General features: G+C 49.5%; 12 protein-coding genes and 1 pseudogene. 4 read left to right on the top strand and 9 right to left on the bottom strand.

Going from position 1 to position 19,993, the window contains the following annotated elements:
- Positions 1-243 precede the first annotated feature (243 nt).
- Positions 244-1,158 (top strand): hypothetical protein, encoded by a 915-nt coding sequence (locus H583_RS0107705; protein WP_028559963.1) that lies wholly within the window; start codon positions 244-246, stop codon positions 1,156-1,158.
- A gap of 101 nt (positions 1,159-1,259) precedes the next feature.
- Here the strand turns inward: H583_RS0107705 and H583_RS0107700 are convergent, their stop codons facing one another.
- Positions 1,260-1,457, bottom strand: coding sequence for a YqzE family protein (locus H583_RS0107700; protein ID WP_028559962.1), 198 nt, complete (start codon positions 1,455-1,457; stop codon positions 1,260-1,262).
- 198 nt (positions 1,458-1,655) lie between these two features.
- Here H583_RS0107700 and H583_RS0107695 point away from each other — a divergent pair, with 198 nt between their 5' ends.
- Positions 1,656-2,378 (top strand): N-acetylmuramoyl-L-alanine amidase family protein, encoded by a 723-nt coding sequence (locus tag H583_RS0107695; protein WP_245585873.1) that lies wholly within the window; start codon positions 1,656-1,658, stop codon positions 2,376-2,378.
- Here the strand turns inward: H583_RS0107695 and H583_RS0107690 are convergent.
- Both H583_RS0107690 and H583_RS0107685 read right to left on the bottom strand, forming a co-directional pair.
- Positions 2,346-3,137: a divergent polysaccharide deacetylase family protein gene (locus H583_RS0107690; RefSeq protein ID WP_028559960.1), complete on the bottom strand. Its 792-nt coding sequence runs from the start codon at positions 3,135-3,137 to the stop codon at positions 2,346-2,348. The two genes, H583_RS0107695 and H583_RS0107690, sit on opposite strands and share 33 nt — an antisense overlap.
- A gap of 158 nt (positions 3,138-3,295) precedes the next feature.
- A complete protein-coding gene (locus H583_RS0107685; protein ID WP_028559959.1) occupies positions 3,296-6,406 on the bottom strand; it encodes an alpha-mannosidase in 3,111 nt (1,036 codons plus the stop codon).
- A gap of 36 nt (positions 6,407-6,442) precedes the next feature.
- Between H583_RS0107685 and H583_RS32225 the strand changes: the two are divergent.
- Both H583_RS32225 and H583_RS0107675 read left to right on the top strand, forming a co-directional pair.
- Positions 6,443-8,287: pseudogene (locus tag H583_RS32225) on the top strand (CocE/NonD family hydrolase).
- Between the two features lie 109 nt (positions 8,288-8,396).
- Complete coding sequence (locus H583_RS0107675) at positions 8,397-9,506, top strand: substrate-binding domain-containing protein (RefSeq protein ID WP_028559958.1); 1,110 nt, start codon at positions 8,397-8,399, stop codon at positions 9,504-9,506.
- Positions 9,507-9,812: 306 nt separating this feature from the next.
- Here the strand turns inward: H583_RS0107675 and H583_RS0107670 are convergent, their stop codons facing one another.
- The 6 genes from H583_RS0107670 to H583_RS0107645 all read right to left on the bottom strand — a co-directional run bounded on the left by H583_RS0107670 (position 9,813) and on the right by H583_RS0107645 (position 19,502).
- Entirely contained in the window at positions 9,813-10,145 is a 333-nt protein-coding gene (locus tag H583_RS0107670) for a hypothetical protein (RefSeq protein WP_028559957.1), read from the bottom strand.
- A 778-nt stretch (positions 10,146-10,923) separates the two neighbouring features.
- A complete protein-coding gene (locus tag H583_RS32220) occupies positions 10,924-13,248 on the bottom strand; it encodes a glycoside hydrolase family 95 protein (RefSeq protein ID WP_051236149.1) in 2,325 nt (774 codons plus the stop codon).
- 148 nt (positions 13,249-13,396) lie between these two features.
- Complete coding sequence (locus tag H583_RS0107660) at positions 13,397-15,745, bottom strand: AraC family transcriptional regulator (RefSeq protein WP_028559956.1); 2,349 nt, start codon at positions 15,743-15,745, stop codon at positions 13,397-13,399.
- A gap of 282 nt (positions 15,746-16,027) precedes the next feature.
- The gene (locus H583_RS0107655) at positions 16,028-17,599 is read right to left on the bottom strand and encodes an extracellular solute-binding protein (RefSeq protein WP_028559955.1); all 1,572 of its coding nucleotides are present in this window, start codon (positions 17,597-17,599) and stop codon (positions 16,028-16,030) included.
- A gap of 80 nt (positions 17,600-17,679) precedes the next feature.
- Positions 17,680-18,561, bottom strand: a complete 882-nt coding sequence (locus H583_RS0107650) for a carbohydrate ABC transporter permease (protein WP_028559954.1) — start codon at positions 18,559-18,561, stop codon at positions 17,680-17,682.
- Between the two features lie 29 nt (positions 18,562-18,590).
- Entirely contained in the window at positions 18,591-19,502 is a 912-nt protein-coding gene (locus H583_RS0107645; RefSeq protein ID WP_028559953.1) for an ABC transporter permease, read from the bottom strand.
- Between the last annotated feature and the right edge of the window lie 491 nt (positions 19,503-19,993).

Below are 19,993 nucleotides of genomic sequence, written 5' to 3'. Positions count from 1 at the left end.
AATAGAACGTGCCGCGGATATTAGCCGCGACACGTTCCAACACCCTTCACAGGTCTGGTCCGTTACAATGACTGTAGTCTTGTATTCCAGTTCCATAAGGAATGCCTGGATTGGACAAGCGTATGTCCGCACTGCCTGCCACCCACGTGTCGGCCGTGCAGCAAATTCGCATACCACACATATAAGGCCTCCCTAAGCAGATTTTGCTGGAGGCTGATATATTGTCGAAGGAGACTTGGAAATATGAAAAAAAAATGGGTTTCTTATCTGGCGGCTGCTGTACTGCTGTTTACCAGCATCACTGTTGTCCAAGGCAGCCATACCAAAGCAGCATCCAATCCCCCCTCTGTCACGGCAGAGCTGGAAACACAAGTAACAGTTTGGCAGCATGAAATTGCTAAGCAGGAGCCTTTTCAGAACTGGAAATCCGCAGAAGCAGAAATCTCCGCTCTTGGCCCGGGAACGCATGGCTGGCTGGTGAACTTCAACCTTAACGGCAAAATTGTTGGCTACATGGTCGTCAATGCACGGCCGGAGGGCGGTTTCCAGCTGGGAGAATACGGACTCGGAGATGAACCGTTGTATTCCTATAAGACGCTGTACCATTCACTGGTGCAGCTTGAAATCATTCCTTCTATTCGGTCTCATGAGCAGCAAGACAGCCGAACCGAAAATGCCAATTTCACAGCAGAAACTGTCTATTTAAGCCCGCTTCATGCCGTGTGGAAGGTTCAGATTGCCGCAAGCGGCACAACCTGCTACATGGACGGCAAAACGGCGGAGCAGCTCCCCTATACAGATCAGCTCCCGTACGTCGAAACGGATTCTGAAGAAGTATTTGCCTCCAATATCAGCCAGGCCGCCTTTGCCATTTCACAAAGCCAGTATGTGCCGGAATTCGATGCCTATGAAAGTTTTCCTTGGCTGACCAAATCTCCGCTGGAGCATTCGCAGCAACTGCTGATCAAGCGTTTGGACCATCGTGAAAGGCTTGTATTTACTTCAGAGCCATGGGACTCGGCCATGCGATATGTCTGGGCAGTCAGCAGCTATCATCAGTGGGATAAGGATCTGCTTTACATCGGTGTGGAACAGAATGGACTTCGCTATATCCCTTATACTTCCCTTATTAAATACGGAAACTTTTACAAGCTATAGGTTAGCATCACAGATTGCCCCTGCCAGGGATGGCAGGGGTTTAATATTTGCTTGCGTAATTGATGAAGCACGGATTGCTATGCTTTTTGGTCTGAATAGCTTTATTCCAACGTTTTGTTCTTCCGACCATGCCACCATACTTTCAGCCCGAGCGGAGCAAGTCCGAACCATCTTATGAGCCACGGCTCTCTCGCCGCTTTCGCCTCCAGCCGGGTTTGTTTCCTTTGCTCCCTTGGGGTTTCAATATAATCGACAACCCGCTCAGTCATAAATTTGACCCACTCCGTTCCATTAGCCATCTGCCAACCCCTCCTCGTCGTTTGCCGAATATTCAGCCTCGTTCCTTGTCTTTAGTATCGCCAAATCATGCCCTGTCCATGCGGTAGGACCGGCTGGCAGCAAAAAGTACCTTTTGAGCCGGAAACATAATGCATGAGTTCGGCAAGTTTGAGCACGATAAGCTAAGAAAATGCGATATATAGGGGAGATTAATCCGTATGGCACAAATACATTCAAAAACTGGCCGTTTTGCAAGAATGTTTTTGCTTGTTGTCAGCTTGTTTATGTCTGGAGTAAGCCACCATGCCGCAGCACAATCCAGCCATACCCCTCATTTCGGTCAGCAACAGCTTCCGGTAGCACAAGTGTTGATTGATGTAGGTCATGGCGGGATTGACGGCGGTACGAGTTATAAGGAAGTGCTGGAAAAAGACATTAACCTGGCTGTTGCAAAGCAGCTATATTTGCAATTGAATTCACAGGGAATCCTGACTGCAATGAACCGTACCGGGGATTATGCCCTAAGTGATGACAATCGCTGGCATGGCGTCCGCTCCAGACATTTGCGGGATTTGTCGCAGCGTCTTCAGTTATCACGAGAAATCAATTTGCAAGTGATGGTGAGTCTGCATGTAAACTGGGCGCGAAGCAGCAGCAAGCAAGGGCCGCTCGTGCTGCACCAGGAGGATGGCGGCAGCGCATTGCTGGCTTCCCTGATTCAGGAAGCACTGAATGACCAGCAGCATTCAGACAGACTCCCCCAGCCCGGGAAGCCGTTTTATTTGCTGCGGCGGGTTGAAATTCCGGCCGTCATCATCGAAATGGGCTTTATCAGCAATCCGCAGGATAGGGCAATGCTCACCAGCACAAAAGGACAAACAGAAGTAGCACGAGCGATCGCAACAGGCTTACGGAAGTATTTGATTCTCGTGGGCGGATGACGGAAGCAGTTCGCTGACCCTTACGAATTGTGCCTGCCTGGAAATTTCCCCGATGGAATCACGGATTACGGCAGATGTTTTTAGCCCTGGAGGGCCGACATGCCCAATCGCTACGACTGCGGTAAGATCGGCCAGCTTTTTCTTCAGTTTTGCCATCTGCCCGGAGATGTGGCTTGTCGTATACACATCATCAAAAAAGATATGGTTGGTTATCAGTGGAACATCCAGTTCGGCAGCAACATCAGGAATCACTGATTTGTGTGTCGTGCGGCTATCCAGGAAAAAGAGTCCCCGCTCCTTGATTACGGTCAGTACAATGCGCATAATCCGTTCGTCTGCGGTGACCTTTGAGCCCATATGGTTATTCATTCCCGAGGCGTGCGGAACATCATCAATCGCGGCTTCCGTCCGCTTGCGAATTTCCGCATCACTCAGGTCTGTCGTAATCGCGCCTGGCCCCAGCCATTCCTTTTTCCCCCGGTTAGGCTCCATGGGCATATGAACAATGACATCCAGCCCCCGCTTGAACGCAGCCTCTGCATCTTGCTTGGTTGTCGGCATAAAAGGCATTACCGCAGCAGTAAACGGAATGGACAGCTTCATCATTTCCTCCGTGCCTTTCATTCCATTGCCGAAATCATCGATAACTATGGCTACTTTCTTGTCAGGCTTGTCCGCGGCAGTTCCCGCCAGCAGTACCGTTATAAGCATAACGATAACGGAGAGCTTTCTCCCTGTACGTTGGTTCAATCCAATCATACTCCCTTCCATTCTGATTCTGTACGCTTATCCTTATCATTGTTTGTTAAATAGAAGGGATTTATGTGAAATTCAGGGTGCCGAATACGCAGGACCAAGACGACAATAGCCGTGAACCCCTTAGGTAACAAGGGAATTCACGGCTATTAGCCAAATCTTTAGTAAGTGACTTTAATCGTCTTGATTTCGAAGGGACGGAAGGCAAGCTCAGCTTCATCTTGCCCCCCAAGCTCCTCCAGCGGCTCCTCCAGCATATTGGTGATGTGGCCCGCCTGTGTTCCGTTGCCCAAACGCAGCTTCGTGCGCGTGTATGTTCCCTCTGCTTCGTACAGCCTGACAATGAACGCACGCTCCGCATCTTCACAAGGCTTGATGGTCTCAATAATAATATTGTCCGCGTCTACAAGAGCAAGCGGATTGACCTCATAGTCTCCCTCTACAATCAGCGGCTGGCAGTTCAGCTCGTACGCAGGGTGAATAACGGAAGCCGCGCCGAAGCCTTCATCATGCGGATAAAAGGAATATGTGCACTCATGCAGCCCCTTGTCTCCACGATAATCCGGACGTACCCCGCCCTTATGGAGCGTCAGGCGCATCTCTCCGCCTTCTACGGAAATGCCGTATTTGCAATCGTTCAGCAATGCTACGCCATAGCGGTTCTCCGACAGATCGCTGTACTTATGGTTCAGCACCTCGAACATTGCCTTCTCTTCGTCTGTGTTGCGTGTCGTCGGACGGCACAAGTATCCGAACTGCACCTCCTGGCGCACAAAGCCGGTGTGGATCGACGTGCTGAAGGCTGTTTTGAGCAGACGGTGGTCATCCTGCCAGTCCATCAGCGTCTCGAACCGTACTTCAGGACTGTCAGCATAGAAGATCATATCCTGCTTCACTGTAGACAGCGGAGATACCCGGTACTCGCTGCGCAGACGAAACTCGGCCGCACCATTACCCGCTACCTGACGGCTGAGCAGTTCGCCCGCAGGCGCCAGTTTAAGCTCAATGTCCGCATCAATATCCCAGCTGTCCCAGGCGCTCGGCACATCCTCTGCCATCAGGAATGTATTGAGCGGCAGGCCGCTGCCACGCAGCTCCCGGCCGTTGCGCTTATCAATAAAAGAAGACATATAGCCCAGAGAATCAAATTTGATGGAAGCAAACGGAGTCTCCAGCGCATCTTCATTATAGATGAATGGAGAGGTTCCTTCCGGTGCGCCGTCTGCCAGCTTCAAGGATACCGATCCGAATGCCGGAATGGCAAGCCCCGCGATTGCCAGCTTCCGGTTGCCGTGCAGATCCTCAAACAACTGCTGTGCATAGGCACCCTCGACCTTCCGGTCCCCGTCTGCATCCAAATAGACAACATCCTTGCGGTCAAACGACAGTGTATTGATAACAGAAACGGTCTTCTGGGCAGGCTGTACAGATACCCGTTCATGCAGAAGCTGGTTGCCTCTCTCGAACAGTTCGGCCATCTCTTCATGTGTCTGATCGTGAGCCCTTGGAATGCTTGTTCCCGGCAAGGTGTCATGGAATTGGTTAACCAGCAATATTTCCATCAGTGGACGGATACCCTCATCCGAAACGATGCGCCCGGCTTTTACCGCTTCCTGTACAGTCACATATTCCAGATCACGCAGGAGATACTCGGCCTTGCGATTGTTCCGCTTGATATTATGCTGGTTCGTAAGCGTCCCGCGGTGCAACTGCAAGTACAGCTCTCCTGTATGTGTAGAAGGATTAACGATCGTCCGCTCCAGCTCCTGCATAAACTCGCTGACAGTAACGTGAGCGGAACGAGGAACACCTTCAAGATCTTGGACCCGTCGTGTCATTTCAATCATTTCAAATTGCGGTCCGCCGCCGCCGTCGCCAAAGCCGTAAGAAAGCAATCGCATATTATTGACCGTTTTCTCACGAATCGGGTCACTGTGCTTCTTTCCGTCGACAACAAAATCGATCAGGCTTTCTGCATCCGGCCAGATATGCGTCCGGTTGAAGTGGGTCAGCACCTCCGTACCGTCAATGCCCTTCCAGTAGAAGGTTTCATAAGGGAAGCGGGTTGTATCATTCCAACTGAGCTTTGTCGTCAGGAAGTAATCAACGCCGCAGCCTTTCATAATTTGCGGAATGGCTGCGCTGTAGCCGAATGTATCCGGAAGCCAGAAGGCGTTGGACGTATAGTTGAAGTGCTCTCTTGTATATCGCTGCCCCCATAAAAATTGGCGGATAATCGATTCGCCGCCCGTCAAGTTGCAATCGCACTCCACCCATACCCCACCGTTCGGCTCATATCGGCCTTCCGCAACCTTCTGGCGAATGTCCTCGAACAGATCCGGGTAATGCTTGCGGATCATTTCGGTATGATAAGAGGAGCTCTGAACGAATTTGTACTCGGGATAACGCTGCATCAGACTCATCTGGTTCGAATACGTACGCGCGCATTTTTTGATTGTCTCATCGCGATGCCACAGCCAGACGGTATCCATGTGGGAATGTCCGATCAATCCGGCAAATGGTGCCGAGGCGGAATTGACAGGCTTCAGCACTTCTTTCAATACGGGAGAAGCCTCTCGCAGCGCGGCATAGAACGGCTCTGAGTCTACAGCCTCGAAGGAGTAATATAATAGCTTATGGACTTCTGCAAGCGCATTCACAATGTTGGCGCGGCGGAAGCTGTTAGCATCCAATGATGAAACCATCTGGTTCAGTGTTTTCAGATCAAACAGAAAATCAGATACTTCTTCATTCATCAGGCAAATGTCCACACCGCTGTATTCATAATCGAAGCTGCGCATGCCAAGTTCTTCGAACGGCATACAGCCCTTTACATAATGACCGGCATAATATTCCAGCGCAATCTCGATCTGCTCGCCTGCTGCAGTATCCTGCTTAAGCAGGTCACAATAGTGATTGCCGTGTCCGGTAACAACAATCTTGCTGCAAAACGTTCCGAATGGCTTGCCATTCACCCACAGCATTGCCTCGTAGCCCCCGATATGCGGCATGATGTAAAGGGATTTGCCATCATATTGCGGCGGTACGTTATAGCTGCCCTTGAACCAGCAGTACGTGCCTTCTCCCTTGTATCTGTCACCAGACTCGCAAGGCTCGAACTTGCTGTCCTCCGGGATAGTATGAAATTGCTGGTCCGTATGGAACTTGCCCATGGTGACCTCGCCGATCTTCTGGAACATCAGCGGTTCCAATGTCGTCTCAAAGCGCTGCAGCTTGGAAAGCATGCGATCAATTTGTTTGGTATTCAGCATTTTGCGCCTCCTGAAATATAGTTTGGTATGGAGTAGATGATTGATTTATTTGGTATATTTACATTATTCATTTGTATGATACAAATTGCAACACCTTTTTTGTTTGATATAATAAAAATTAGTTTGGTATGTTTTTTCTATGCTATTGTGTTAAATATAGTTTTCATAATTAGGATACGGGAGGCACTAAGCATGTCGGATACGTTTGTAAACGAACTTCCAGATGTACGATCAGTGAAAGGAGAACGCCAGGATATCCGGGTTCGGATGAAGGATGGCATGCACCTGATGACACACTTATGGCTGCCGGAGGGCGATGGCCCCTGGCCTGTCATACTGGTACGGAATCCTTATGTGGATGAGGGGTTCAATCCTGACCCGGAGGTTGTTCTGTTTGCCGAATACGGATATGCGGTCGTCATTCAGGAATGCAGAGGACGCGGAGCTTCAGAGGGAGTATGGGTACCTTTCATCCATGAAAGGCAGGACGGGCTGGATACGCTGGACTGGATTATCGCAAGCCCATGGTGTGACGGGAATATTGGCCTGCTCGGCGGGTCTTATTTGACCTTTAACCAGTGGGTAATGGCCGACAGCCTGCCGCCCCAGGTCAAGACCTTATATTTGTCTGTACTTGGCACCGAGCAGTACCGTTTTATGTATATGGACGGCATGTTCCGGCCGGATATCTACACCGGGTGGGTGGTCACCAATTCATCAACAGATTTAGGAGGACGCAATCCGAAGGATGTCGAGGAGAAAGCACGCAGCTTCCGCCCGCCGATCAGCATGGATGAAAGCTTGCTTGGCAAAAAGCTGGATTGGTACCGCATCTTTTTGCAAAGTCCGGGGGCTGGCGATCCGCTATGGCAGGAAGGGCTTTGGGAGCGGCTCAGCAGTATGCCGGAACGAGTGAATATACCGGTATGCATGGTCGGCGGCTGGTTTGATATTGCCATCGACAGCATGTTTGCCGCTTATGAGAAGCTTCGCCCCGAAATCCGGGAGCGCAGCCGCTTCATTGTCGGGCCCTGGGTGCATTCCCTTACCCCGCATGGCGACCGCAGCTTCCCCGGCGGAACGATGCAGGGCGGCAATGGAGGCACAAGAGAGATTCTGGCGTGGTTCGATTATATGCTGAAGCAAATGCCCTGCGAGAATACACTCGGCATTGTCAAAACCTATGTCATCGGAGAAGACCGCTGGCAGGAGTGGGCTTCCTGGCCGCCGGAACAGCAATGGCAGACCTATAACCTTCATGGCAGCAGCAGGTTAAGCACACAGGCAGACGAACAACAATCCAGCGCCTCCTATATCTATGATCCGCTCGACCCGGTCATAACGGCAGGCGGCAGCGGCTTATTGTCAGTATTCGGGAATGCGTCCACAGATCCGCGTACGGCCTGTGTTCTGCAGCCGGAACCGGGTTACCGACAGGATGTGCTAAGTTTCTTATCCGGGGAAATCGGGAATGACCTTCAGATCGCCGGTTCGATTGAAGCTGGTCTTACGGTCAGCTCGACTGCGGAGGATACGGCCTTTACAGTCAAAATCAGCGAGGTGCTGCCTGGCGGCGAGACGTATAATATTGCTGACGGAATTACATCACTTGCTTATCGCAACGGTTCTCCTTCTGCTCTCTCCTATACGCCTGGTTCTCTGACAGAGCTTGATTTAAAGCTGTGGCCGACCGTCTAGACGATCCGGCAGGGCTCCCGTATCCGTCTGGATATTTCATCTTCCAACTTCCCGGCCTATCATGTGCACCCTAATCTGCCTGGCAACTGGGCAGAGCACAGCGAGACGACAACAGCCACTCAGACGGTATACTGGGGAGGCGAATACACAGCCCTGATACGGTTCCCTGTTAAAATTGGCTGATTGCCTCCATCTTGGGAAATTCGCTTGAAGCTCTGAATCGCTTTGCGGCGCATTGACTTATGCGGCAGGTTTGATACACTATGACATAAAACGAAACCGGAGAACGATTATGCCGAAAGACCCGTCTAAAATGTTATATCAAATCATAAAAGAGGATATCCGCTCACGCATTGAAAAGCAGCAATTCAGCTACGATGAGCCAATCTGTACGGAAAAGAGCCTGTCCGAGCAGTATCGGGTCAGCCGTATAACCTCCAAACGGGCGATCGATGATCTGGAGAAAGAAGGCGTTCTGTACCGCAAGCGCGGAGTCGGCAGCTTTGTGCGGCGTAATCCTGCTGCCGTTGAACATGAGCCTGATCTTCTTCCCAAAACTTTTACAGAATCACTCGACAGCAAAACCATTTCTGTGGTGTTGCCGTTCGCCGTTACGCAAGGCGGCATGATGCGCACTGTTGAGGCGGCAACGAGACAGTTGGCCTCGCACGGCTATCATTTGGCGATCCATATTTGCGAGCATGAACCGGACAAGGAGCGCAATCTGCTGCTGCATCTCTACACGCAGCAAACTGGCGGCCTGATTTTCTATCCGGCGGGCAAGGAGCTTCATGCCGATATTTTGAAGCTGTTCACAGACAGCGGCAGAAGGGTAATTATTCTTGACAAGCCGCATGACATCAACTATTTAAGCAGTGTGGTCTGTGATAATTACGGCGGCAGCTACATGTTGACCAGCCACCTGATCGGATACGGCCACCGCAAAATAGCTTATCTGTCGCGAAGCTCTCCAGAAGAACGAAGCAGCTTGTCCGGCCGCTTCAAGGGATTTATACAATGCATGGAGGATAACGGACTGGCCGTTGAATCCGAACAAGTGAAGGTAAACGTAAGCACGGATTATCACATGCTCAAGCACATTATTAACAGCCTGTTCCGATCGGGAGTAACGGCAATTGAGTGTGAGAATGACGAGGTAGCCTTCCATGTGCATATGTGCTGCCTCAGCCTGTCGATCCAGGTACCCGGGCAGATGAATATAACCGGATTTGACAACATCGAGTGGTCGGTTACAGGAAATGCGCAGATTACTACGGTGGATCAGAATTTCCCTGCCATCGGCGAAGCGATTGCCGGATTAATACTGGAGCCGGATAACAAGCCGGTAGTCCGGACGATTCCGGTGGAGCTGGTGCCGCGGGCATCGACGGGGCCTTGCTAAAAAGGCTTAGGCGAATCCCGGGAGATAACTGCGTGGAGCTGCGAGATGAAGGGTTTCTTCCGATTTCTGTTAAAGACCGGTTTCTTCGAATATTATTTTGAAGGTTAGAAACCGGTCTTTAAAGGAAAACACTTCGTTTCTCCAGAAACCCTTCATCTCTCCGCCAGCTACTTGAGCCGTTTTTAGCAATGATATTTTAAAAAAAGGATAAAACACGCCAGCCGCTATAAACTAAAGCGGCTGGCGTGTTTTTTGAAGATATAACATAAGCTGAATTCATTACCTATTCGGTTACCTAAACTCTTCTTAATCCCCTGCTGCCTGTAAATTATCATTGGTCCTTAATCTATAAAAGTTTGCATTCTCCTTTGCATTTGCCAAAATTGCAGCCAGTTCCTCTAGGTTAGAGACAACGATTACTTCGTCTTCTGGAGAAAACTCAGCTTCTTTCACTTCCATACCGAGGTATTCAGAGACGTCTTTATACGAATCAAACTGTCCCTCATACTGGTTAATCGAATTTTCATTTAGCAATGCCTTTGCATCCTGGGTATTGCTACTTTGAGCGAAGGCTTGACCTGGTAGCATAAGCACAACAACTAAACTCAACAACATAAACAACCTTGAGTTCATTTTCAATTTTTGATCTCTTTCCTAAATTATGATTTAATATATCAATAACTCCTAAATGAAGTTGCTGAAAGAAGGTGAATAATACGTGAGTTTTTTTCTTTCGTTTGGCCATTCATATGCATCATCATACTAGCCTATATCGTTTATGTGATACTTTACAAAAAAAGGAACAAATAAAGTCTACCACTCTCTATTTGATATTTTAAACATTAAAACCACAAAATAGTAAATATAGATCATTTAATTAAGATCAACCTACTAGTTTAAATTTTTGATTTCTAAAGAGACGGAGTGATAGTCCCACATTGTACGATTTGATTAAGACTTTAGTCTATATTTAAGCCGTTAAATGCTCGTAAGTACAAATGCATGATTACGACACTTATTGACCGTTACCTTAGTGCGGTCTATTTTTCTTTTCGATACATTAGCTTACTCTCGTTGACAACGCAAAAACACCTCCAAGGTTGTATCCATATCTTACGACATGTTCACATTTTCTTGCAGGTGTTTTGATTTGTTTCACATTATGGGGTCAGGTTGATATTAATTATTGTTTATATAGACAATAGCTTGTAAGTTGAACAAAAGAAATAAACATCAATAGCCAGAGTGTGAAAGGATTCAGGAGAAGCGAAGCGTTCGCATTTGTCCCCCGATTCCCCCTTACCTGTCGTTCATTCAAGAAATCCGGGAACAACAGCGATCGACATCACACGGCGGCCCTACGCGACATTCATTCGTTCAACTTATATAATGTTACTCGGGAATATTGTTCCCATGGTTAATTCCCCTTAGGCCGAATGACATATACGGTGCCGGCCACGGCCTCCCATTGCAGCAGCCCGGAGGCGTCCGCCTTGTGCTCCACTATTTCCCCATCCGCCAATACTTGGGCCGGGACAGCAGTTCTCACGCTGCAAGTGCCATTAAAGAATGGAAGGATTTCTGCCTCAACCAGTGATTGGTTGCTCCAGTGGAGATTCACTTCATACCCGCCTCTGGCTCGAAGGCCCCTGATCTCTCCCTCGGCCCAGCCCGGCGGAAGGGCAGGAAGCAAATGAAGCTCGCCCGCATGGCTTTGCAGCAGCATCTCGGCTATGCCCGCCGCGCCGCCGAAGTTGCCGTCAATCTGGAACGGCGGGTGATTATCAAGCAAGTTGGGCAGTGTGGAATGCGCCAGCAGCGCCTGAACATTCTCCCCGGCCTTCACGCCATCCTCCAGTCTCGCCCACAGGTTAATAATCCAGGCCCGGCTCCAACCCGTATGTCCGCCGCCATGGGCTAGTCTGCGCTCCAGTGTAATCCGTGACGCCTGCGCCCAGTCCGGTGTGCCCCGGGCCGTAAAGCGCGTGCCCGGGTGCAGGGCAAACAGATGCGAGATATGCCTGTGGCCTTCCTCCGCCTCCTCGTAATCCTCCAGCCACTCCTGGATCTGGCCGTATCTGCCGATTTCCGGCTGCGGCAACCGCTCCAACAGCTCAGATAAACGGCGGGTGAAATCATCGTCGATCCCCAGTTCAGCCGCTGCCTGGATGCATGCACAGAATAACTCATGCAAAATTTGGCTGTCCATGGATGGTCCCGCGCACATTATGCCAGGTGTACCATCCGGCAGCAGATATGTATTTTCCGGTGAGACGGAAGGAACGGTGACCATTCTCCCGTCAGGAAGTTCGGTGAGGAAATCATCGAAAAATTGTGCCGCTTCACGCAGCAAAGGATACGCCCCCGCCAAAAATTCACGATTTTTCCCGTACTCGTAATGCTCCCACAAATGAAGACAGAGCCACGCAGCCCCCATTGGCCAGTATGTAGCCGGGATGTAATGATCCTGAGGCGCAGTGTCCGCCCATAAATCCGTATTATGATGAGCCATAAAGCCCCGGCAGCCGTACATTTCCCGTGCAGTTATCCTCCCTGATTGCTGCATGCGTCCGATTAAATCGAATAAAGGCTCATGGCATTCTGCCAAATTTCCGGCTTCCGCCAGCCAGTAATTCATTTGGATGTTGATATTAATCGTATATTTGCTGTCCCATGGCGGAAGAAGCTGATCATTCCAAATTCCCTGAAGATTGGCCGCCATCGATCCCTGCCGGCTGGAGGAGACGAGCAGGTAGCGTCCGAACTGGTAGTATAAAGCGATCAGACCCAGATCGGTTGCTCCTTGCTGAACCCGCTCCAGCCGCTCATTCGTTGGCAAGCTTTCCAGCGCTTCATCCCTTGCCCCCAGCCTGACCGATACACGCTCCATCAGCGGCTGAATATCTGCGATATGCCGATTCTTTAATTTCTCGTAAACAAGCAACTCGGCCTGATTCAACAGCCGCAGCGCTTCCGCTTCAGGATCTTGTGCCCGGAAAGTGGTTGCCGCTGTTAACAGCAGTGTCACACTATCGGCCTGCTCCACAATCATATGCTCTCCGATCAGCGAGCTTTGACCTCCCTCTGCACATACCCGCAGCGCCATGCGGAAATCTACGCCGCCTCCCCCGCCGCCATTGCCTCTCATGACTAATGTCCGGTCATCAGCTTGCGCCATTTCATCGTAATAGCGGTTATTCGTCCCGCGTCTCATCCGTGCTGTAAAGCTGATCGCCCCCGGTTTGTCCGCAACCAGCCTAAGGACAAGTGTCTGATCCGGATAGCTGGTAAAGACTTCCCTGGTATAGCTGACTCCATCAGACTGATAACAGACGGAAGCGATACCTGTACTCAAATCCAGCTCACGGGTATAATCCTGCACAGCTCCTTGGTTATGAAAGGATAAAGACAACTCTCCAAGCGGTACGTAATGGCGCTGGGTCTCAGGTACGCCAGACAACGCCATTACTGATAATTGCTGTGCTTCCTGCACTTTGCCTGTCAGCAGCAGATTTTTAATGGTATCCAGATTCGCCCGCGCATCCGGATTGATGCGGTCCCTCGGTCCTCCATACCACAAGCTGTCTTCATTCAGAGTCAGCCGTTCCTCTGATGGACCTCCGAATATCATTGCTCCCAGCCGTCCGTTGCCCACAGGAAGCGCCTCGTTCCAATTGTCTGCCGGTTTGATATACCAAAGCTTTGAATGAGGGCTTGTCTGACTTTCAATAATTTGTGTCATGTGTAAATCTCCTTTCATATGAGTTATCTGTTTTTTGTTTTCTGCTCACTGCCAGTTATCCATGATAAACCGAGTGGAATGCGCTCAAATAAAATGCAAAATTTATATGTGGCTTCAACTTCAAGATACGCTTATCTATTCACTACGCCTAAATCCACCCTCGGTCAGACTCCTTCTCCGAGAGGGACAGCTCCCGGTAGCTGGAAGGCGTCAAGCCGACATCCTTTTTAAAAGCGGAATAGAAATAGCTGCTGTTCGGGTAACCGCACATCTCTGCTACCTCACTGACCCGGTATTCCTCATTTTTTAAAAGTTCCTTCGCTTTTTCCATGCGAACCTTGCGGATAAACTCGCCGGAGTTGATCCCGGTTACTTCCTTGAATAATTTTGAAAAATAATTGGGTGTATAGCCTGCTGCTTCGGCAAGCGCTTCCACACTGAGGCTGCTGTCCGCATAATTTTCTTGTATATAATGCATGATTTCTTCGATCTTGCGGTAAAATTTATGCTCCCTCAGCTGCTTGATGCTCTCCAGACTGCTGAGATAGGCATCAAATTGCCGGATCAGCCAGTCAGAGCCCTGCTCCAAAGTCTCCAGCTCGGTAAAAATAAGATTCAATTCGCCATAGGGAACGCCAAGACGCTTGTTCTCGTCGTTAATCATATGGTTCATATGGGTGATACAGACCAGCACCAGCTGGAAAAGCCCCTGAACTGCATCGGCATAGACATAACCTTTCAAGACATTCACGGCATGATCAAGCCCGGCCTTGAAAACCTCCCTGTCGTTCTGCTTGATGGCAGCGGTCAGCTTCTTCTCAAGCTCCGGCGCAAGACCGTAGCTGCGCGTCAAGGCCTGCTCCACATATCCCCGGTGAATAATCCGGCTGTAGCCCAGCACAAACCGTTGCCTGAGCATATCCAGCGCCTCGTTATAGCCTTGAGCACAATCTCCCAGATCAGCAACCGGCTCACTGATTCCCACACTGACGCTAAATGCGTAACCGGCGGTGACGGATTGCTGAATTTCTCCCAGCGTTTGCGTCAAATGGCAAAATGCATATTCCTCCTGCTCCCCGGTTTCGAGTGATACGGCTGCATCATTGATCATCACCGCAACCTCACCCTTGGGCATCTGAACCGCTTCATAGCTGAATTTGCCTTCAAGCTGATGCATAATGCTCATAACCAGTGCAGACTCGTAAAGCGTCATCTCCTTGCTGTCCAGCCGGGAGAACCCGTCAATTTTAAATACACATAGCCTGTAATGCTCTGGAGAGATATTCAGAGTATGGCTGCCCAGCTCAATCAAACCCGGCCTGTCAGCTCCTGATGCCGTCAGCAAACGCCGGAGGAAGCTCTCCTTCACTACCTGCAGATGACCGCGGTTCTCATCCTCAAGGGAGTGCAGCCTTTGCAGCGTGTCGGTGTAGACAGAGCGAATCAGGGACAAATCGCCCGAATATGCGCCTGACACATTGAACTGGGAGCGCTTGAACAGGTCCATCAGTTTCTGAACCGGATTGTAGAGCCGCTTGGAGATCAGGAAAATAGCTATGAGACACATCACGAGAATAGACAGGCAGACGGCAAGCAGATGATTTCTTTTGTCATGAATGGGCTTGATGATCTCCTTGTAAGGACTGTGGCTAAGAATGTACCAGCCGCTTGACTGGTTGGTCACGTAAGTGACAAGCGAGCGCTGTCCCTCGCCCTGTGCATCAAAGGCGACTTCTCCGCTGCCTGCTCCCTGATCCTGTATCCGGCTAAAATAGTTTGCGTCAGAAAGCTGTTTGCCGACCTGGGTCATGTCGGTATGGGCCAGAAGGGTTCCGCTGCTGTCAGCGATTAACAGCTCATCACCCGATTTTTGCAAATAGTCCCGCACAAATAAATCCTCATCCAGATTAATGACGACCGAATGCTGCTCCCCGTTTAACGTACGGTTCGTATACTCCATACTGATGACATAGTCCATCGTCCGGTTCGTCAGAAAATTAGGGGAGCTTCCCGTAGGCTTCAATTCGGTCAGATAGATGGCCCGGTTCCCTTCTGCGCTTTTATGAAAGGTCTCGTCCTGCTGAATAAAGCCGTCCCCGTCAAAGCCGGGCTCCCCTTCGGAAATGTATTCACCCGAGCCTGAATTGTAGACGAAAATGGAGTGAATATAAGGGTTGATCTGCCGGATATTGCGGATCTGAATCCGCGCACGGTTGCTCGTCAAGGGATCGCTGATATTGGAGGCCAGAAAGAAATGAACGTCGTCGTTGACTTCAAGGTGCAAAAAAATCTGGTCCATCTCTTTAAACAGATTATCGATATTCCCGCTCAGTGTTTCAAGTCCCTTGATTTGTTCCCGCGATACCTGCTCATAAAGTGTTGCGGAATACATATTGGAGAAAAAAAGAGTCATCGTGACAGCGAGGACCATCACAAGCGCCGTAAAGGACAGAACAATCCGAATAAATAAGGAGTCCCGTTTTAGCCTGATTTTCAACTGCATCCCCCTCTATCTATTAAGCGCTTACAACACCAGTTAACGGTATAAGCGTAAACGGCTATACCATCTCTAATAAGCACACCACCGTTTCAGTTAAAAATAGAAGCCGTTGTGCACACCGCTTCCGCCGTCCTTGCAGCACCCGAATCTTTGCATAGCGGCATGGCGGTCTTTGATCCAAATATATGCGTACTTTTATTTTAATGGAAAAAGATCACGAATGGCAATGAAACGCTTCCATTCGTGATCAACTTTCTGACTTTCATCACTGGAACAGGCTTAACGGTTGGCCAGGAACTCATTCAGCTGCTGCTGTACGTCCGCTACAATTTTATCCGTTCCGGCATCTTTCTCCTTCGCAATGAAATTGGCTACATCCTGATCTACGTCCTTGACGTTAATCCCGCACATAAGCAATATGCCCATTTCGCTGCGCAGCTGTTCCCGTTTGGCTGCTTCTGTTTTGAACCCGCTCTGGTCGGGAACAAAGTAGCCGACGGTAGAAGTAATCTGATTTGGACGGTTAATAAACGCGTCGTAGGTGGCGTAATATTTTTCTGTATGCTGATCGTCATACTTTTGGAATTCCTTGCGCCAGAAGCCCCACTGGCCCGGCCAATCCAGGTAGTTGGTCGGCTGTCCATTTCCTTGCCCCGGCATGTAGGATACCTTGTTATTGTCCAGTTTGTAGGTTTTATCTACAATCCCGTAAATGACTGCATCATACACCTTCTGGTTGGTGGTCAGCTCCTCCAGGAACATCAGGGCGCGTTCCGGGTTGGCAGCGTTTTTGTTTATCCCAACGACGTTATCCAGCGGTGAAGCAATGACCCACTTTTTATCCGGATAAAATTCAGACCATGTTTTGACAGCTCCCTCCGCTTCGACAGAAGGCTTGAACGGATGCGGATTTTCCAGAATGCCGCCGTCAATCTGGTTGATGGCTGAGCCAAGCGTTCCTGCGCTGAAGTCCGCCTCGTTTCCTTTGGTGGCAAGCAGATTTTTTGGAATCAGTCCGTTTTCATTCCACTTCTTCACATAGGTGACATACTCCTTGAATGCCTCGGTCTGCTCCCAAGGAATGACCGTATGGTTCGGATCATCGATTTTGACGACGAGACCTGAGAAGTTCAGATTTTCATACTCATATTTTTGCAGGAATACCTGGGCGACATCGCTGAACCAGCTGTCCGGACGCCAGGAAATCGGAAGAATTTGCGGAGATGCCTTCTTGACCGCATGGAGATATTCATCCAATTCCTCTACTGTCGTGATCTTATCCTTGGTATAGCCTCCCTTGGCAGCCAGATCGCCGCGGTACCAGACAATCGGCTTAATGCTTTTCTTCACTGTCCAAGGAGCTGCATAAACCCGGCCTTTGATTTTGATTGGATCAAGCAGCCCCTCCTTCTCATAATACTCGCTAAGCTTTGGCGCATACTCCGGAAGCAAGTCTGTCAGGTCAAGATAGCCTCCGCGGTTCATGGCGTTCGGGAAATCCAGCCAGTTGGCGTCGAAATTCAGGTCATAATTATCACCAGAGGCTTGCAGCAGCTTCATTTTGTCCTTGTAATCATTCCAGTTGACGTAATTGATTTCAAACGTGGCGTTGAGCTTTTCCTTCGTCAAATCGGCAACATACTGCCACACCTCGTCCGTCGCCTGCGGTTTATCTCCCGGGAAATAAAACCGCAGCTTTGCCGGCTTCAGCCCTCCGCTGCCTGCGTTTTTCTCCCCTTCGGCGCTGCCTTTGTTACCTTTGTTTCCCTCGTTGCCTCCGCAAGCCGCAAGCAGCCCGGCAGTCAGCAGTAATGACAGGCCAATCAATAACGTTTTTCTCCATGCTGCCATTGTTGTTCCCCCTCTTTGATTTGAGTATATGATGAACGGCCTGGGGCCGGTCAAGCCTTGCACGAATTATTTTGCAGTGTTTACCCTTTGATCGCGCCCATCATCAAACCTTTGACAAAATATTTTTGCAGGAACGGATAGAGAAAAATGATCGGGCCAATGGTGATAATTGTGGCCGCCATCTTAATCCCCTCCCGCGGCATCATCTGATCGACGCTGGTTGAAAGCACGCTGGAATTGGCCAGATAGTCTACATTGGACACGATGGTGCGGAGCAGAAGCTGCAGCGGCTGCAGCTCAGCCTTGTCAATCAGCATCAGTCCCAGCCACCAGTCATTCCAATAGCTCAAAGCAACGAACAGTCCAACCGATGCAAATACAGGGGCCGACAGCGGCAACACCACGGACCATAGAATTCTCATCTCCCCTGCTCCGTCCATCTTGGCTGATTCCTGAAGCTCTTCCGGAATCGTGCTGAAGTAATTGCGCATCAGAAACACATTAAAGCCGTTGACGAGTGCCGGCAATATTAACGCAGCCAGACTGTTGTGAAGGTTTAAATATTTGACGCAAATAATATACCAGGGCACCATCCCGCCGTTGAAAAGCAAAGTCAGCAGCACATAGCCGGAAATCACTCTGCGGTATTTCAGCCTGCGCAGCGCAATCGGATAAGCAACCATCGCCGTAACAGCCAGGCTTCCGAAGGTGCCGGCAATGGTGACAAAGGTCGTGACCTTGTATCCGTTCAGCACAACGTTCATCCGCTGGAACAGGTACTGATACGCGCTAAAATCCACCGTCTTTGGAATCAGATTGTAACCGCCTGTCAAAATATCCATCTCTTTGGTCATGGAGCTGGACAAAATAATGATAAACGGAATGATGCAGAACAAAGCGAATAGAGCGACAATCAGATTGAGCACGCTTTGTCCCCAATTGACAGATCGAGTGCGACTCATGTTGAACCTCCCATGCAAATTACCGTTTTTTAGAATAATGCGGAATCACTCTCATACTTGCGGGCGATCCGGTTGCAGAAGTAGACCAGCGCAAAGGCCAGAACCGATTGATAGAAGTTCGCTGCTGCCGCCATCCCCATATCTCCAGATCCTCTAAGGCTGCGGAACACGAAGGTGTCGATGACATCAACGGTGGAATACAGCTGCGAATTATCCCCGACAAGCGCGTAGAACATGCCAAAATCCGAGTTCATAATATGTCCGACTGCCAGCAGCGTCAGCACAACTACAGTTGGCCGCAGCAGCGGAAGGGTAATGTAACGGATTTGTTGTATTTTGGTTGCCCCGTCAATACGGGCGGATTCATAGAGCGTATTGTCTATCCCCATCAGTGTAGCCAGATAGATAATGCTGTTATAGCCCACACTCTTCCAGATAAAAATAATTGCAATCAGGATCGGCCAGGCTTCCGGCTTGGAGTACCAGTCCACCTTATCCATTCCCCATCCGGCCATCGTCTCATTGACCATTCCATGCTCGTAGCTCAGCAGGTTATAAGCGAATACGCCGACTACGATCCAGGAGATGAAATAGGGAAGCAGGGTTAGCGATTGGGATAATCGCTTGAACCAGACGGAGCGGATTTCATTGAACATGATTGCGAGTCCTACATTGACGATCGTGCCGACAGCGATGAACAGCAGATTCAGCAAAATTGTATTGCGGGTAACCCGCACCCAGCTGGACGAGGTGAAAAAGTATTGAAAATTTTCATAAATCGGATTTGCCCATGAGGATTGAAAAATCCCTGTGCTTAAATTAAAATCTTTGAATGCGATGATGATACCGGCCATCGGAAAATAACTGAATACAAGAAGCAGCAGCATCGCAGGCAAAGTCAGTACGTATAGAGCCTTATGCCTGTTCAGTTCTTTTAGCAAACTTCTTCCCCCTTCTTTTAAATTGTCATGAAATTCTGGCGTTGTGGGCGCCTCGGGTATGCCCCATACACTGCGGATGCCTTTGGGATCGTAATTGAAACCGCAATCAAAATGATTCCGAATCTGGAATGTATCCGCTTACTTCTCCATGCTAGTATGCAAAAAGGCCGAAGTAAACTTTGAGTTCCTGTGATTTTGTTATGTATTCGAAGATATTTGGGGTATGATCTGCTACGATTTTGTTTCTTTTTCTATCGTTACAGCGTTTTTATAGGGAAAAAGGGGTGTTTTGCTGCCCTAAGGCAGAAGCAGCTTGCCATTTTGAAACTTTGAATCAGGTGTAAACTTTCAAGAAGCATTCGAGGTCTGCAACAATGAGATCTAGAGCTCTTATAATTGAACAAAGAAAAAACACCGTCCTGGAACGGTGTTTTTTCTTGCATCTATTTAAAGCGCAGAACCTCAAGGGAATCGCTAAAGGCAAGAGCAGC

Source organism: Paenibacillus pinihumi DSM 23905 = JCM 16419, assembly GCF_000422505.1.
In the GTDB taxonomy this organism is placed as follows: Bacteria; Bacillota; Bacilli; order Paenibacillales; family Paenibacillaceae; genus Paenibacillus_D; species Paenibacillus_D pinihumi.
This window is presented reverse-complemented; position numbering and strand designations above follow the sequence as displayed.